The organism is Vagococcus sp. JNUCC 83, assembly GCF_053667615.1.
Genome location: NZ_JBSJXX010000003.1, coordinates 1 through 15,762, shown reverse-complemented (window position 1 = coordinate 15,762; position 15,762 = coordinate 1). Strand labels below are relative to the sequence as shown.

Here is a 15,762-nt window from a genome sequence, read left to right as displayed (position 1 = left end):
ATGAAAACAGTCGTTGAGTATAAAATAGATTTTGAGAACATTGAATTAAAAGATCAAGTTAAAGAATTTTTAAATCATTACAATAAAAAAGATACGGCTTTACATTCTTTGGAAGTGGCTAATGAAGCACAGAGACTGGCTAGTATTTTAGGTTTGTCAGAAGAAAAAGCGTTTAAGGCAGGATTACTTCATGACATAAGTGTAGTGATACCTAATGAAGAACGTATTCTATTACAAGAATCGTTAAATAAAGTTGTCTTAAAAGAAGAAAAAGAACTACCGATGATACTTCATCAAAAACAATCAGTTTTTATATCTACTGAAATATTTGGCATAAAAGATAAAGAAATATTATCAGCTATTGAAAGTCACACAACTCTTAGAAAAGATGCTACTCAATTAGATAAGCTTGTATTTATTGCAGATAAAATAAAATGGGATAGAAGTGATAATGCGCCTTACCTAGATGATTTAGAGAGAGCTTTACAAATTTCTTTAGATGAAGCTTGTAGAGTATATATAAATTGGGCTTTAGGTGATATTGTTGTTCTTCATCCGTGGTTAAAAGATGCAATGGATGATTTAAATATTGCTTATTTAACTGATTGATTGACATAATCCCGCTTTTGAGAAGTCACACACCTACCAACTGATTGACTAGACAAGATTGTGAATCTCAACTGGTCTACCTCAATATTAAAAAGGAATCCCATCAAATGGCGATTCCTTTTTTGTCGAGATAGTGAAATGTTGAAACGAATGTTCGAGGAGAATGTTATTTAACCGACTGGGGTATAGGAGGTTTTGGGCAAACTCTGCCCTAGAAAACAGTAAAAAATATGTTTGGTATAAACATCACTTCACTTTACGTTCTCATCTTACCCTTGAACAACTCATATAAGCTCTACGTTGAGATTAACTTCGGGTCAACGCTCGAAAAACACCCCTGAAATTTAACTTATATTGAGACGTATAAAAAATCTATACTAGTGAAGTCCGCAAAAGACTTCCTCCCCTACCGTTTTTATTAATGGCTAAATGGTCGTAGTCACCGTTTCCTTACGTTAAATACCACCTGTACTCGCCTTGTACAGCCGACTTCTAGTCTTTGACACATAGGGCATCTAGATTTCCCCTTCTGGCATACATAGGTATGTGCGTGAGTGCCTATGCTACTACAATTATTTAATTAATCACTAGCCATCCAGATTAATCATGAATGGCTAGACGTGTTTTAAGCGACTCTTAATACCTGTCCTGGATAAATTTTATTTGGATCGCTTAGATTGTTCCATTCTGTCAGTTGTTTAGTTGTTTTTCCGTATTGTTTTGAGATAGCGTACAGCGTATCTCCTTGTTTGACTGTATGATGAGTGGACGCATTTGATTGAATAGTTAGTTGGTCTAAAATAGCTGTCACAATCGCATGAGCTATTTGATTAATCTTTTGATCAAAAAAGCGATTATCTTCAGCGTTTGAAATAAAACCAACTTCAACTAATATTGCTGGGCAAAACGTTTCTCGTATGACATAAAAATCTGCTTCTTTTACGCCTCTATCCTTCATTCCTAAATTCACAAGATTTTTTTGAACTCGTGTCGCTAATTCCAATTCTGGACTTAATACTTTTTTCCAGACAAATGTTTCAACACCTGTTGCTTCTTTATTGGTTGCAGCGTTACGATGAAGTGAGACAAAATAGTCGTAAGCTTTTTTATCTGCTTGTCTCACGCGATTTTCCAGGGAGACGGTCTCATTTCCTTGTCGTGTTTCATCTACTGTGACACCATTCTCTCTTAATTGTTGAGTAATCAATTTCCCTAATCGTAAAACATCGTTGGCTTCGGTACGTGTGCCATTCACCGCACCTGGATCTGTTCCACCGTGTCCATAATCTATCAAAACGTTTACCATGTTTTATCCCCTTTTTTAGTTAATTTCCTTGCCAAATAGTTGCTTGAACTTGGCTTAAATCAATTCGTGCTGACTGAGTATAATGGGCGGTCATATTAATATTTTTATGACCTAAAAAATTCTTTATGACTTCAATAGAGACTCCTTGCTCGATCAACTTAGCTGCAAAAGTATGTCTCAATAAGTGACAATGACAGGTAATCCCTGTATCGTTAGAAAAATTTGTCATGTGTCGCTGGAGCGTTCGTTTGCTCACTCGAAATACCGGCTGACTCGACACATCAATTTCTGCTAAATACTGCTGAATAATAGACGAAACTTCTTTATCGATAATAGGAATAGTTCGATCACTGCCCCATTTTGCGTCTGTAATGTTGATGTACACTAGTTGATTCTTTATAAAGAAGTCGCTCTTTTTAAGCTGAGCGACTTCTCCAACTCTTGCGCCAGTCGAGAGCATTAGTAGAAAAGCACAACGAACATTAGGACGACATGTATCAATATAAGAGCGCAATATTTGCAGGTCTTCATCAGATAATCGTTCTTTTCGGACGCTTTTAACAGGTAACGAAAGAGTGATTAGTACTGGATTGATACTGACTTCACCGTATAATATTAAATAATTAAAATAGCAATGAACGGTTGATAGAATCGCATTAATTCGTCTGTGTGATAATTTATCTTTTAATAATTGCTCACGAAATGTCATGATAGTTTTTGTATTTACCTCTTGAATCGATAGATCGTTGTCGTTAAGAAATTGGTCGAATTTGTGAAGTCGTCTATCGTATTCAGCAATGGTACTCTTGGTTTTACCTTCAGTAAGCAGGTGAGATAAAAAATTTTTTCTCAAACAAATCCTCCTTTGTGGCGCAAATTTAAAAATTTGTCGTATGTTGAATATAGGGAGAGTTATTAATCCTTAATCTTTTTTTTCATCTAATAATTTCACAGACAACTTGGTAATAGCTATTGTTAGTTCATCTAATTTACTTTCTACTCGCACAAGTAGAAAAGCAGAGACAGCTATCGCAAAAATATCTTGTCCTAGAATGGCTAATATATCTTCTACCATTAATTTTCAAACGTAAAATCTGTGGTTATATTTTTTGGATCAGTTTGTAAGGTTAATAAATCTCCCGCATTTTCTCCGCAAAACTTACATAAGTCTAAGGTGCCAACAATCATTGATGAACTGGGGGCATCATAGACAAATAATTTAAAAAAGATGTCTTTCACTTTGTCGCATAAGTCGCATTTTTTGTAGTTAGTTTGAGCGAGTGTTTCAATTTTTAATCCATTTGTCATAGGCTCTCCTAACCTACACTGACTAATTCATCAATGTAAACTCGTCGAATATAGGCTTCTTTTGCGATAGAATCACTACCTGCCCAACGAAAGACACCTGACTCAATAATGGATAACATGACGTCTTCAATGATTTCTTTTGTAAGATTTTCTTTTGGATGAGCAATCTTTAAAGTGGTATCTTTTCTTCCATCATTAAAAACTAAATGTAAAACTTCAGTCATACTCGATTTTTTTGCCATATTTTTTTCCTCCTTAACTTACTCTAAATTCATTAGCAAAATAGGGTGATGTTCCGTAATCAATGTCTATATAAGACAATAAATAGACTTGATTTTTTTGTAGAGATAAAATATCTTCTAAAACAGATAAAGACACGTCACGATCAACAGTTTCATCAATATTATTTAATGTCATTGTGGTAACTTTTGTTCTAGAACTTCCTTCGATTGGGACAAATAATTTTGCGGCCATTTGAGCTTTGTTAAAACCTTTTGGATAAGAATGTTGTTCTAATTCGGCACTGTCTCTTGTTTCTGGAATACTTGGCATATTTTTTCCTCCTTTTAATTATCTACTTCAATGAGACTATCAACTTCGGTACGCTTGGTGTAGGCTCTAACTGGTTCGACTGGTCCCCAATTAAATGCGTGATTGGTTGAAATGTATTCCATGACGATTTCGATGTTTTCGGCATGAATTTCATTGTCAGGTCTTAAATTAGCGATTTGTATGCGCTTTAATTTTTTGTCAGCGTCACGGAACTCAAAGACTAATACCTTTTGTAATGGTTTGACTGCCATTTAGTCACTTCCTTTTCATTTTCATAGTTTTTTTCATTAATTAACGGTTTTTGGCGCGTAATTTTGCGTGATTTTTTCGCCGATTTCAAGAGCATAATTATTTTGGAACGCTAATAACATATCAATGGTTTGTAGATGTACATCACGTTCGACTTCTGGATTAAAGTTACTAATGTTGACAGATGTTATCTTTTTATTTTTGTCACGAACTTTTCCAAATGATGATATTTTTTTCTCTTTTGGTTGATAAACTGACATATGTTTCACCCCCTTCATTATCTATATACAAAAAAAGGAGATATTTTACTTTAATTTGTCAAAAATTTTTTCATTTTGACAAATTTAATTTACAAATAAACTGTTCTAGCTTTCTGAGTTCTACTCAGGAAGCTGCCTAACGGCGAGTGTTGGGGGTTATAAAAGGGGGGATACCCCCTTTTTAGTTTTTGATTTATTGCGTTTCTTTCATCTGAAAAGATGTTAGAAACGCTAAGGAGTCGTGTGTTAAAGTCAGATAGGTTTTCAGGAGAGAAAAAATCTGGAAGATTTTTGAGTGAGTGATGTCTCTTTCTAAATCCTCCCCCCAAAAGGCTTTAATCCCTCATTTTTGTCGAAATGAGTGAGTGTAAGGAGGGAATAAGACGAATGGGGAGAGTTTGGAGGGGGGCTTGGGGGGAGGTAGAGAGGGACAGTAAACCTTGAATGACTTAACTGGCGACTCCTAAAGGTTTTGGGTATATGAGTGTCGGAAATGTTTTTCGGGCACTCATATCGCTTATAATAAGCGAAAAACAGCCTGTCTAATCGCATTTAAGCGACCGGACAGGCTGTTGGCGAAGTATGAGCCAACGGTGATGAACGGTGTAGGTGCCACGCACCAGTGAATTTAAATATTTTATACGAAATATTCTAATAATCTGTTATTCATGAACTCAATTTTTTGGCCTTTTTAATAAAATATTCAGGATTTTTCTGTGTTTCAATTTCAAGGTTTTTTATTTCTATATCATATTTTTCTTTTAATGCTGAACTATTTTGTTCTAAACTTATTGATGTATCTTTCCAATAAGTTTTAATTGCCTCTGTATATTGTTCCAATCATCTAATAGATCTAAGTTTCCTATTATTCAGCAATCAATATGTTAAGTAAAAACCTTATAAAATAATCCTTTATTTAAAAAATATTATATTGTGCATTACTTAAACCTGGAGCATTCTCTTTCATTTCTTGAAAAAATAATTCCATTTCATTATTATTATGAGCTTTTACAATGAACGACATTACTATATAATTTTCTTCATTAAGCACATTTACATCTATTCCATCATTCAATTTATAGTTTTTTTCAATATATTCTTTAAAATCACTATAAGGTGTCCTAGGTATTAAAACAAATACTACATGATAATCATATGTTGTCTCTAAATCTATTTTTTGCTGTTGTAATATCTTATTTTTAACTGCTATCTCATTATCTTGACGTTTGATAGTTTCTAATTTTATGTAACTAAATATTGTCATGAATAAAACACTTACCAATAACAAAGGAATTAAGTACTTAGTTACTAAATTCTTGTGTTGTTTTTCTTCAACTACTTCTTCTAATAATAATAATTCCATAGATATACCTAATAATTCTGATATTTTTATAATATTTTTCTTACTAGGATAAGTATTTCCTAATTCCCATTGAGAAATGCTTTTGTCACTAACATCTAACTTTTCGGCCAATTCTTGTTGAGTAAGAGAATTAGTTAGCCTATATTCTTTAAGTTTTATTGATAAGATAGATTCTTCCATTTTTCTCACTCCTCCTCTGTTGATTTATTCTTATTATTCCTTTTTTTATTCATTTATTACAGGAATTTTTAAAAATAGAGTAAATAAAATGGAGAAAAATTAAAGAATTATGAAAAAAGAACGATTTTAGTGAAACCTTAGCTTTTTTTAATTTTCCTTGTAATAATTGTCCTTATTACTATTTTCCCCGTGACATCATTTTTTAACTATGGACAAACTTACAGCTTTTATGGGAAAAGTGAACATTCTTTACACACTTATATTAATTTCTATTTTTATCATCAAGTTAATTTTTATTTATGTTTGTGATTTAACTTCACTAAAATGACGATAATAGTGAACTCAAATCCTTGTTAAATCAGCAAATAAAACAATCGACCTAATTTATACATTCATTAGGTCGGTTTATTCATGTTTTTAGGTAAAATATGCAAGATTCTACTTTAAAGATAATAGATAAAATCATTTTAAAAAATAATAATAAAACAGGAGACCATTGAATTGAAATTAATGCCGATAACACAGTCATAATTATTTTACTTATCTATTCTAATCTATCCAGCTGTTTTATGAAGAGAATGATTAAAAATATACGTAACAAAATAATGATATACTATGATAAAAGTATTTGACATTGCCTATATGACAAATGGATTAGGCTGTTTTATCCATAATCTACCCCTACAATGAAAACTAAGGAGATTGATATGAATATTTCAGATAAACTAAAAAATAATCGTAAACAAGCAGGTTTGACTCAAGAAGAAATTGCTCAAAAATTACATGTTTCTAGACAAACAATTTCTAACTGGGAAACAGGTAGAAGTATTCCTGATATTTATAGTTTAGTAGAATTAAGCAATATTTATGATATTTCCTTAGATCATTTAGTGAAGGAGGATATTGTCATGATGAATGAATTAAAAAAAGAGAATAAAGAGAAAAAAATAATCAATCGAGCTATTATTTTAAGTGCTGTCGGAGTAATACTAATGATAATCAGCCTATTGATCAAAAGTTCTCATATTCAAGATTTTTCTAGAGGAATGGGAATTGGCTTTTTACTAACAAGTGCTATTGTTTTGATATTGACGAAAGTTCTACGAGAGATTTATAAGTAAAATAAGCTCCCAGGAATATTCCTGGGAGCTTATTTATTTATGGTATATAAACATGAGTTAGGATATAAAATTCTGCTCAAAATATGTTAAGGATATAAATATCCAGTTAGCCAAATAACCTAGAAAAAAAGCTTTTCTTCTTTTGTTTATTGTCAACTTCTTCATTGTCTAATATTGTCTCTTTTCCTTCTTGTACAGTCTCAGACTTGTCTTGACTATGTTTTAGACTTTCTATATACAAATTATTGTCTTGTAGTTGTTTAGTTAAAAGTTGTTGATTTTTCGTCAACTCAGCCAATGTTTCATTAGATTCTTTAAACCCTTCAGCTAGCTTATTATAGTTATCTTGAAGAATATCAAATTGTCTATTTCGAGTATCTAATTCTTTCTTTAACAAGTCTATCGCCATTAAGACATCTTTGTCTGAATCTTGTACACCAATTGTATTAACATTGTCTGATTGCTGTCTTTCTAGTGTCTCACTAGATGAAGTAATCCCTCTTAATTCTAATATGTATTTTATTCCTACATCTGTTAATTTCTTCGTTCCTGTTGAACTGTCAACACACTCATTATATAAATCAATATTTGTTTCCTCTAAATCGTTCATTATCGAATAAACAGATGCTCTGGGAACATTGTACTGTTTAGAAAACTTTCCAAACGTCAACATATTAATTACTTCCTTTCAGCCAATTATACATAGGTACTTTTGGTAAATCCTCTTGAATAATCTTATCCTGTTTATCAAACAAAAATTTAAGTCTTACTACAGATCTACCTTTTTTAATTTTTTCAACTCTAATATTTTTAAATATATTATTTAACTCTTCCATTGCAGGATTCAAAACTTGTCTGTCTATATCCGTCATTCTATAACTGTCTGGTATGTCTAATATCTGTCTAAAACTATCCATATTGACCACATAAAAACCTGTGTCTCTGTACTGTTTAAGCAGTCTATAAAGTGTCTTAGTGTATCTACTACTAAGAGTTGTAAACTCTTTTAATTCATACTTAGTAAATTCAATTTGTAAATCATTTAAAATGTATTCTAAATCTGGATTAACTCGGATAGACACTTCTTGTTTATTTTCGTCTATTGAAAATTTGGTAAATAATACAAAGTACTCCGTTAAACCTTTTTCTTTTGTTCTATAGGTTAACGTCAACAGCTTTTGATACATTAAATCAGTATCTTGTATGAATCGACGATAACTTTTATCTGATTGGCCTGATATCTTTTTTAAATTATCAAAACTCAAACGAATATCTTGGTTTCCTTTATCTTTCATCTTGCTGCATACTGCAAAAAATATATCCATTTCAACAGATCTAAATTTTTTCAACGGTACAAGATTTAGATCATTTCTGTATACAACTGTCTCGTTAGACTCCATATTATCACCTCTTAGACAATATTATACAGATAAAATAAGGATATAACAATAATTTTTTATAGTTTAATAAACTTCTTTTTTGGTAATTTATATCCTCATTCTGGATATTTATATCCTTATACCGGTATTTTATATCCTCGTTCTGGATATTTATATCCTTATACCGGTAATTTATATCCTCATTCTGGATATTTATATCCTTATACCCCTGTTCAGACTTACTCTACCAAGGGACACAGCCTTCCTACAAAGTACTTACAAAGATTTACAAAGTAATACAATAATATTAAATAAAGTAAAATCTATTTATTCTTAAATCAACATCATTATTTATAACTACTCTACATATTGTCGCAAACATAAAATAATAGATGATACCTAATATCGCTATATTTTTTGATATCATAACTCATAATGAAATAAAGGAGGTTAGGTTTTATGAATATTTCAGAAGAAATTAAAAATCAACGATTAAAAAACAATTTAACGCAGGAACAATTATCAGAAATCTTAAATGTTTCAAGATCAACGGTTTCAAGTTGGGAAGTAGGGAGAAATTATCCTGATTTAGAAACAATTGTTGCTATTAGTGATTTATTTAATATATCACTAGATGAATTATTGAGAGGAGATAAAAAAATGATAAAACAAATTACGGATGATACAAAACTTAGAAAAGTACAAACTAAAAAAATACAATTATTATCAGTAGGACTGACCTTTATAATAATTGTATTAATCATTCTAGGCTATAAAAGCATTTATAATCAAGAAATTGTAAATGCTAACCAAATAGACTCAATAAAAATGACAGACAAAGGTGAAGTTCTAATAAAAACAAATCTCCCCTTTTATAGAAGTATAGACGAAATAGCGATGGCTGAAAATGTAAAGAATTCTAATACCATGGATATTAGAATTGGTAGTAAATTTGATTGGACTTTAAAGAACGATGAAGTAGTAGAGGTTCATCCATACACTTTCCCTAATTTAAAACAAATTAATATTGTAAATAAATACGGAGAGATTATTAAAACCTTCTTGATTAAATAGATAATCTATTAATTATAAGATAATAGATTATAATCTAAAAACATGGTAAAATGTAATTGCGAAACGAAAGTAACAGAACAATTTAACACCAAAAAGCCACCCTATTGCGAGTAGGGTGGCTTTTCTTTTCACTGTTGCGACTCAGCGTTGGAGCTAGTGACAACTGCTTGATTATCTTCTAATCATCTAGCCAATGATCAACTAAAATTAATATTAGTCCCACTAAAAGTGGTGCGATAACCAACGAAAGTAACTTTTCAAACAATTTAAACACCCCCTTAAGGGGCAGTTGCCAAAATGAAGTATAGCATAAAAATCAGTTTAAAACCTTGTTATATCAATAGGAGAAAATCTTTTCTATCGACTTTTTAATTGAAGTGCAATACATTGGATTGAGAGAGAAAAACTTAAATAGTAAATTGTAGGTGAAGATAAATGGAAATAGGAAAAATGCTAAAAGAAAAACGAGCTGAATACGAGTTAACCCAAGAACAACTATCAGAAAAAATATTCGTTTCAAAAAAAACAATTTCAAATTGGGAGACAGGAAAAACAACTCCAGACTTAGATAGCTTAATTCGATTAGCAAACTTATTTGATTTATCTTTAGATAATTTATTATTGGAGGGAAATAAAGTGACTAAAAATATTATTAAAAGAGAAAAAATTGGTGAGGAAATTGAAAAGAACAAAAAGATTTGGAGTTTCTCTTATGTTATAAATATTATATTTGTTATTACAATTAGTTTAAGCTCATTATTTGAAGTTAAAAGTTTTTCAATGGGAACAGGAGTGAAAGTGAGTATGCTGGTACTCATGCTTATGAATATCTATTTATTAAACTTTTTAACAAAAGAGAAAAAGAGATTGAACGGCGTCTACAAAATTGATAAATATGACAATAAGTAGTTATTTAATCTCATGGTAGACATAAGAAAAAATTTAACGAAGAATAAGGGGCTCAGAATTAATTCTGAGCCCCTTAAATACATTTTGAAGTAAATATATAGATGTCTTATTTAAAACTTGTCAGAATTAAAATAAAGACCGTTAAACTAAGCTAAATAAGTTAGTCTACACTTTATAGAGTGACTAATATAGTAAATCTACAACTTAAAGCTACTTTTTTAATGTATATTAAATAAAATAGTGTTAGGAGGTTATTCCAATGGAACTTAATAAAAAAATAAAAAAATTTAGAAGTTCTAATAATTTAACTCAAAAAGAGTTAGGAGATTTATTAAATGTATCCGATAAAACAATTTCTAGTTGGGAAACAGGAAGAACTTATCCTGATATTTCCATGATTATAGAGTTATCTAATATATTTAACCTTTCTCTTGATGAATTTTTGAAGGAGGATGGAGCAATGGTAAAAAAGATAGATAAAGATCTAAAACTAAAAAAAGTCTATAAATATATTTTGATAATTGGGAGTCTTATCATTGTAATGGGAATTATATTCCTTAACGTGTATCAATATAAAAATGAGTGGGTGGACAGACTGAATCCTTTTATGGAAATGAAAATAGGTTATGCCACACTTCCCAAAGAAGTAACGTATAATAACGGACAAAAATATAGTGCAAAAAAAAGTGATGATGGTGAACCACAATTTCCTGATCCATATAAAAATATAATGGTAATGGATGAACCATTTGGAACGTCCAGTGTTTTAACTTTTTCAGGAGGTCAATCACCTGAAGGGAAAAATTATGCTATGGTACAACATAAAGGTTCATATGTACGAAGTATTTCTTTTATCTCTTGGGATTCAATACCAGGTGTTATTAGAGATAAAATGTCTAAAGAATACGAAGAATTTCCTTTAACTGATGACAAAGGAAACGATATATATAGGGGAGTAAAGAAATAATTGTTATATTCGGTGTAAATATAATTAATCGTATGATTCATCATAAAGGCCTCAGAATTGATTCTGAGGCCCTTCAATTTATTTTCCGATAAATTATACTTGTTTTATTTAAAATTTGTCAGAGTGACGATAAAGCGTGATTATACGAAGTTGAATAATATGATATATTAATTTCTAAAAAGGTGGAATTATATGAATAAAGAACAAAAAATATTTTGGGAAACATTTAAAAGTAAACATCAACATTTAGCTGAGATAAAGTTTGGCTCTGCGTGGAGTTTTGGAGATTCTCCTGAAATGGCTGATAGATTAGCAAATTTAGTTTTAAAAGGAGAAAAAACAACGACTACAGGTTCATTAATTGAGTATGAAATTGACGATGAAGAAGTACCAGAAGTTGATATGAATCTTTTTGATATTTTGTTAAATGGCAAAGAAGAACCAATAGCTATTTTGAGAACAATTAACATTTATGTAACACCATTTAATAAAGTTACAGAAGAACATGCTTTTAAAGAAGGAGAAGGAGATAAAACATTATCTAATTGGCGTAAATCGCATCAAGCGTACTGGGAAAGAATTTTTGAAGAACTTAATGTAGAAATTGATATTCCCGCAATGGATGTTGTATGTGAGGAACTTGAAGTTTTTTGGAAACCATAGCTTATATAATTAGCAAATTATACGAAGTTAATTTATTGATGATATTTACTTCGTTAGTTTAGTAATTTTCATAAAAAAGTTACTTTTGGGTCAGCCTCTTTAATAATTATTTAGTTAACATAACTGTTGATTATACGAAAGTAAATAAACATGATAATATTAAAATAAAAAGGGAGGAATATTATGGACTATTTATTTACCACAGTTTTATGGTTTATTTTTTCTGTAATTGGCTATGCTGCTTTTTGGAAAGATTGGAAAAATTTAAAAAAAATGCAACGATGGTTTCTTGTTACAAACCTTGGATTATCCCTTTTTGCAATTGCCAATTATTTTATTTAACTCACTGATTGACATAATCAAATATTATTACTAGTTAAAAACTCCTTTAGAAAGGTCTTTGAAGGAGTTTTATTTTTGCAAAAAAATAATAAATAAAGTAATTACCTATAGTTGGAGGAGGGATTTATATGATTACAAAAACAAGACAACAAGGAAATTCTATTATGCTTACTGTTCCTAATGGTGTTGAGGTAGAAGCTAAACTTGTAGAAAACGGAATATTTTATGAGTTTGTAGAGCCTAAAAAAGAGCTCTATAAGCTCGTTTAATATAAATATCATATAAAGATATTAAAACGTCTTTCAGACGGTCAGGGCAAGCTCTAACAACCCCTAAATAGAGTACAATATCCGTTCATATAAAGTTTATTATTTAAACACACTTTTTTAAGCGAATCTTAAGTTATTTTAGATAAACTATCTCTTGTGAACAACAAAGTAATACAAACTTAATTAACTTGTGGGTGAACGAGGTGTTTTAACTCAGTGAGATTTAACAGTTGTTCATTCTCTTATCTTGAGGTGTAGGTTCGAATCCTACCATCCACGTTTGTTTCTTTCCCCCAAAAAGAAATAAAAGCTAATAATTTTTTTCATTTTTATCCTTCCTTCTCTCATCATGTGATGAGAGTTTTTTGTTTTATCAACGATTAAATCAGCTAATTCAGTTCATTATTATGATGATTAACGCATAAAAAACGGAAGTCTGACACATAAGGTCAGACTTCCGTTGATTTATGGCTCTTTTGAGTTCACGATTATCGGTATATTGATGAATTAATAATGAAAGTTATATAAACATCAAACTTCTTATTAATACTTTTTAATAGGAATAATTTGTTTAGAATTATCTAATTTAAATGTCAATGGAGACAGATAGGTAGTATCATCCATCATAAACGTTTGTGTGACAACTACAGGTTCGTTAAAATTAAAAATATTAAATAAATTAAATGACCAATCAATATGTCCTACTACAGTATTACCATCTACAGATACTAAAAAACTATTAGCAATAGGTTTAAAGAAAATATTTTTAGATCTCACCTTACCTATTACCATAGAATTCCAATCTTTATTGAGATCAGTATCTTTATATTCATTATCACGAATCACTTTAAAATTACTTACCTTAAGATGTGTAGTATTTGCTGAAAAATAAAGAGTACTAACAAAATAATTACCAATAAATACGATAAACAAGATACTTATTACAAATAAAATACGTTTCTTTTTGATATCAAAATAAGGTGTACTTAATACTCAATTAAACTTTTTAAAAAACACTTCTAAAAGAATTTTTTTTTTGCAAAAAGATTATAAACAAAGTATTATGTAATTACATGGTAATTACATAATAACGAAGGAGAGAATTATATGATTACAAAAACAAGGCAACAGGGAAATTCTATTATGCTTACTGTTCCTAAAGAATTCGATGTTCCTAATGGTGTTGAAGTTGAAGCTAAACTAGTAGAAAATGGCATACTATATGAATTTGTAGAACCTAAACAAGATTTTTTTGATTTTAGTGAAGATATTTTAGCTGACATTATTTCAGAAGGCTATAATACACAAGATATATTAAAGGAGTTTAAAAATAGAAAAAATAAATTAACTTCAGTGTTTAAATCTATTGCTGAAGATACTGTTGCAAATTCTAAACCTATGACTAAAGAGGAGCTGGCAACAGAAATTGACTTATAAGGTTATACCTTCAAAACATGTAGTAAAATATCTTAAAAAGTTAAAAGAGAAACCCTTGAAAGAAAAATTTTTAGATATGATTTACGATGAAATAGCTGTTGATCCACATTCGGGAGAGCAAAAAATAGGAGATCTATCTGGCGTTTGGACAAAGGGGTTTAAATACGCAGGCACAACTTATAGAGTTGCCTATGAAATAAAAGATGATATTATTATACCTGTATTATTATGCGGAACACATGAAAATTTTTATGAGCAATTAAAAAAGATTAGGTAACCTCCTAATCTTTTTTGCTTATAGTTTATAATTGATTAAGATAGACCACATTCTTCCTAGTTAAAAAGCTTACTATAATCGCATTCTACAAAGACAAGATTGTAATATGATAAAAATCTATGTGCTATAGGTCGCTAATTAAGTATAGTTAAATCAAACTAAAAAGTAAGGAGGAACTTAAGTGGAAATTAGTAAAAGAATAAAAGAATATAGACAAATAAATAAATTAACTCAAAAAGATTTAGGGAAAATACTGAACGTGTCAGATAAAACAATATCTAGTTGGGAAACTAACAGAACATATCCTGATCTGGAATTGATTATTTCGATAAGTGAATTGCTTGATATTTCCTTAGATTCTTTGTTGAAAGGAGATAAACAAGTGGTTAAAAACATATCAAAAGATACTAATTTTTTAAGAAAAAGAATTATCTTATTCTCAGTATTAACTTTTATTTTTTCGTTAATTCTTACCTATAGTTTTTTTACTCTTCAAAGGGGAATGATAGTATCTAATAAAGAGGAAATTAGAAAAATGAATATTATCAAAAAAGATAAAGAAAATTTATTGTTAGAACTTGAATTAGAATTACCAACCTATAAAAAGTATAAAGGCTATATGACTGATGTAAATACCTCTAAAAATGAAATCAATCTTATTTTAAGAACGCAATTCAATATTTTTAAACCTAAAGATAAAAGTATTGAAATTCCATTAGATACAACTAGAGAAAATAAGAATTATATTGAAAAAGTGAATATCGTTGATAAAGAAGGAATAATAATAAAAACCTTAGATATGAAATGACCTTTATTATGATTACACAAATTAAAAGCCCTCAAAAATCAAATTCTGAGGGCTTTTATTATTTTTTAGTTCACATAATGTGTGATTATACGAAGTTAATATTTATGCTTGAGGTTTACGTAGCGTAAACCTTTATACTTTTAGTTATAATACAGAAAGGAGAAGAATCATGGAATTTTATATTATGCCAGCTTTTAATAAAATTATGGTTGAAGATATTACTAAATCTGCTAAATGGTATGAAAACGCACTAGGTTTTTCATCACTATTTAAGTTTAGAAATGAAAAAAGCGAAGTAATTATGGACCATTTACGACTTTCTAAATATCAGGATATTATGCTAATTCAAGCTGATAATTTCACTGTGGGAAATGGTCTGAGATTAAATTTGTCTGTTGATAATATTGATGATATAGAAAAAAATTATCGAAAAATGACATTATCGAACCTAAAACATCCCAACCATGGAATGCTACAGAAATTACAGTTAAAGACCGTGACGGCTATTTGATTACTTTAACACAAGCAAATATCGAGAACCCAAAAACTTTTCAGGATGTTATTGAAAATAGTAGCAAAACTTATAAATGATAGAAATAGTTATTTAATTCTTTAGTTCACATAATCAAATATTATACGAAGTTGATTTATAAGTGGTATAATTATGTAAAAAAGGGTAAAGAATATTT

25 protein-coding genes are annotated in these 15,762 nt (G+C 29.8%); 12 read left to right on the top strand and 13 right to left on the bottom strand.

What is annotated here, in order from left to right:
- Window positions 1–609: a bis(5'-nucleosyl)-tetraphosphatase (symmetrical) YqeK gene (gene yqeK, locus JNUCC83_RS12395; protein ID WP_454461387.1), complete on the top strand. Its 609-nt coding sequence runs from the start codon at window positions 1–3 to the stop codon at window positions 607–609.
- Window positions 610–1,234: 625 nt separating this feature from the next.
- Here the strand turns inward: yqeK and JNUCC83_RS12390 are convergent.
- The 9 genes from JNUCC83_RS12390 to JNUCC83_RS12350 all read right to left on the bottom strand — a co-directional run bounded on the left by JNUCC83_RS12390 (window position 1,235) and on the right by JNUCC83_RS12350 (window position 5,827).
- Entirely contained in the window at window positions 1,235–1,915 is a 681-nt protein-coding gene (locus JNUCC83_RS12390; RefSeq protein WP_454461386.1) for an N-acetylmuramoyl-L-alanine amidase, read from the bottom strand.
- A 19-nt stretch (window positions 1,916–1,934) separates the two neighbouring features.
- Entirely contained in the window at window positions 1,935–2,768 is an 834-nt protein-coding gene (locus tag JNUCC83_RS12385; RefSeq protein WP_454461385.1) for a tyrosine-type recombinase/integrase, read from the bottom strand.
- 69 nt (window positions 2,769–2,837) lie between these two features.
- Window positions 2,838–2,990: a YvrJ family protein gene (locus JNUCC83_RS12380; protein WP_117974170.1), complete on the bottom strand. Its 153-nt coding sequence runs from the start codon at window positions 2,988–2,990 to the stop codon at window positions 2,838–2,840.
- Window positions 2,990–3,223, bottom strand: coding sequence for a hypothetical protein (locus tag JNUCC83_RS12375; protein ID WP_270279950.1), 234 nt, complete (start codon window positions 3,221–3,223; stop codon window positions 2,990–2,992). The genes JNUCC83_RS12380 and JNUCC83_RS12375 overlap by 1 nt, the downstream gene beginning before the upstream one ends.
- An 8-nt stretch (window positions 3,224–3,231) precedes the next feature.
- Complete coding sequence (locus tag JNUCC83_RS12370; RefSeq protein ID WP_270279949.1) at window positions 3,232–3,465, bottom strand: DUF2922 domain-containing protein; 234 nt, start codon at window positions 3,463–3,465, stop codon at window positions 3,232–3,234.
- A gap of 13 nt (window positions 3,466–3,478) precedes the next feature.
- Window positions 3,479–3,775, bottom strand: coding sequence for a hypothetical protein (locus JNUCC83_RS12365; RefSeq protein WP_454461384.1), 297 nt, complete (start codon window positions 3,773–3,775; stop codon window positions 3,479–3,481).
- Between the two features lie 14 nt (window positions 3,776–3,789).
- Entirely contained in the window at window positions 3,790–4,026 is a 237-nt protein-coding gene (locus JNUCC83_RS12360; RefSeq protein ID WP_270279947.1) for a DUF2922 family protein, read from the bottom strand.
- Window positions 4,027–4,062: 36 nt separating this feature from the next.
- A complete protein-coding gene (locus JNUCC83_RS12355; protein WP_270279946.1) occupies window positions 4,063–4,284 on the bottom strand; it encodes a hypothetical protein in 222 nt (73 codons plus the stop codon).
- A gap of 916 nt (window positions 4,285–5,200) precedes the next feature.
- Window positions 5,201–5,827, bottom strand: a complete 627-nt coding sequence (locus JNUCC83_RS12350; protein ID WP_270279945.1) for a helix-turn-helix domain-containing protein — start codon at window positions 5,825–5,827, stop codon at window positions 5,201–5,203.
- Window positions 5,828–6,534: 707 nt separating this feature from the next.
- Here JNUCC83_RS12350 and JNUCC83_RS12345 point away from each other — a divergent pair.
- Entirely contained in the window at window positions 6,535–6,948 is a 414-nt protein-coding gene (locus JNUCC83_RS12345; protein ID WP_454461383.1) for a helix-turn-helix domain-containing protein, read from the top strand.
- A 106-nt stretch (window positions 6,949–7,054) separates the two neighbouring features.
- Here the strand turns inward: JNUCC83_RS12345 and JNUCC83_RS12340 are convergent, their stop codons facing one another.
- Window positions 7,055–7,621 carry a hypothetical protein gene (locus JNUCC83_RS12340; protein WP_454461382.1) on the bottom strand — a complete coding sequence of 189 codons (567 nt, stop codon included), beginning with the start codon at window positions 7,619–7,621 and terminating at the stop codon, window positions 7,055–7,057.
- A gap of 1 nt (window position 7,622) precedes the next feature.
- Window positions 7,623–8,348 (bottom strand): replication initiation protein, encoded by a 726-nt coding sequence (locus JNUCC83_RS12335; RefSeq protein ID WP_454461399.1) that lies wholly within the window; start codon window positions 8,346–8,348, stop codon window positions 7,623–7,625.
- Between the two features lie 438 nt (window positions 8,349–8,786).
- Between JNUCC83_RS12335 and JNUCC83_RS12330 the strand changes: the two genes are divergently transcribed.
- A complete protein-coding gene (locus JNUCC83_RS12330; RefSeq protein WP_454461398.1) occupies window positions 8,787–9,401 on the top strand; it encodes a helix-turn-helix domain-containing protein in 615 nt (204 codons plus the stop codon).
- 178 nt (window positions 9,402–9,579) lie between these two features.
- Here JNUCC83_RS12330 and JNUCC83_RS12325 read toward each other — a convergent pair whose 3' ends face one another.
- The gene (locus JNUCC83_RS12325) at window positions 9,580–9,675 is read right to left on the bottom strand and encodes a type I toxin-antitoxin system Fst family toxin (protein WP_454461397.1); all 96 of its coding nucleotides are present in this window, start codon (window positions 9,673–9,675) and stop codon (window positions 9,580–9,582) included.
- Window positions 9,676–9,836: 161 nt separating this feature from the next.
- On the opposite strand from JNUCC83_RS12325, the gene JNUCC83_RS12320 reads away from it, so the two are divergent.
- The 5 genes from JNUCC83_RS12320 to JNUCC83_RS12300 all read left to right on the top strand — a co-directional run bounded on the left by JNUCC83_RS12320 (window position 9,837) and on the right by JNUCC83_RS12300 (window position 12,551).
- Window positions 9,837–10,310: a helix-turn-helix domain-containing protein gene (locus JNUCC83_RS12320; protein WP_454461396.1), complete on the top strand. Its 474-nt coding sequence runs from the start codon at window positions 9,837–9,839 to the stop codon at window positions 10,308–10,310.
- A gap of 259 nt (window positions 10,311–10,569) precedes the next feature.
- The gene (locus tag JNUCC83_RS12315; protein WP_454461395.1) at window positions 10,570–11,277 is read left to right on the top strand and encodes a helix-turn-helix transcriptional regulator; all 708 of its coding nucleotides are present in this window, start codon (window positions 10,570–10,572) and stop codon (window positions 11,275–11,277) included.
- A gap of 192 nt (window positions 11,278–11,469) precedes the next feature.
- Complete coding sequence (locus JNUCC83_RS12310) at window positions 11,470–11,940, top strand: ASCH domain-containing protein (protein WP_454461394.1); 471 nt, start codon at window positions 11,470–11,472, stop codon at window positions 11,938–11,940.
- Window positions 11,941–12,123: 183 nt separating this feature from the next.
- Window positions 12,124–12,282, top strand: a complete 159-nt coding sequence (locus JNUCC83_RS12305) for a hypothetical protein (protein ID WP_454461393.1) — start codon at window positions 12,124–12,126, stop codon at window positions 12,280–12,282.
- Between the two features lie 128 nt (window positions 12,283–12,410).
- Complete coding sequence (locus JNUCC83_RS12300; protein WP_454461400.1) at window positions 12,411–12,551, top strand: hypothetical protein; 141 nt, start codon at window positions 12,411–12,413, stop codon at window positions 12,549–12,551.
- Between the two features lie 543 nt (window positions 12,552–13,094).
- Here the strand turns inward: JNUCC83_RS12300 and JNUCC83_RS12295 are convergent.
- Window positions 13,095–13,484, bottom strand: a complete 390-nt coding sequence (locus JNUCC83_RS12295) for a hypothetical protein (protein WP_454461392.1) — start codon at window positions 13,482–13,484, stop codon at window positions 13,095–13,097.
- Window positions 13,485–13,658: 174 nt separating this feature from the next.
- Here JNUCC83_RS12295 and JNUCC83_RS12290 point away from each other — a divergent pair, with 174 nt between their 5' ends.
- The 4 genes from JNUCC83_RS12290 to JNUCC83_RS12275 all read left to right on the top strand — a co-directional run bounded on the left by JNUCC83_RS12290 (window position 13,659) and on the right by JNUCC83_RS12275 (window position 15,584).
- The gene (locus JNUCC83_RS12290; RefSeq protein ID WP_454461391.1) at window positions 13,659–13,988 is read left to right on the top strand and encodes an AbrB/MazE/SpoVT family DNA-binding domain-containing protein; all 330 of its coding nucleotides are present in this window, start codon (window positions 13,659–13,661) and stop codon (window positions 13,986–13,988) included.
- Window positions 13,978–14,265 carry a type II toxin-antitoxin system RelE/ParE family toxin gene (locus JNUCC83_RS12285; RefSeq protein WP_454461390.1) on the top strand — a complete coding sequence of 96 codons (288 nt, stop codon included), beginning with the start codon at window positions 13,978–13,980 and terminating at the stop codon, window positions 14,263–14,265. Before JNUCC83_RS12290 ends, JNUCC83_RS12285 begins: the two co-directional genes overlap by 11 nt.
- A gap of 181 nt (window positions 14,266–14,446) precedes the next feature.
- The gene (locus tag JNUCC83_RS12280; RefSeq protein WP_454461389.1) at window positions 14,447–15,073 is read left to right on the top strand and encodes a helix-turn-helix transcriptional regulator; all 627 of its coding nucleotides are present in this window, start codon (window positions 14,447–14,449) and stop codon (window positions 15,071–15,073) included.
- Between the two features lie 169 nt (window positions 15,074–15,242).
- Entirely contained in the window at window positions 15,243–15,584 is a 342-nt protein-coding gene (locus JNUCC83_RS12275) for a VOC family protein (RefSeq protein ID WP_454461388.1), read from the top strand.
- The last annotated feature ends 178 nt before the right edge of the window (window positions 15,585–15,762 follow it).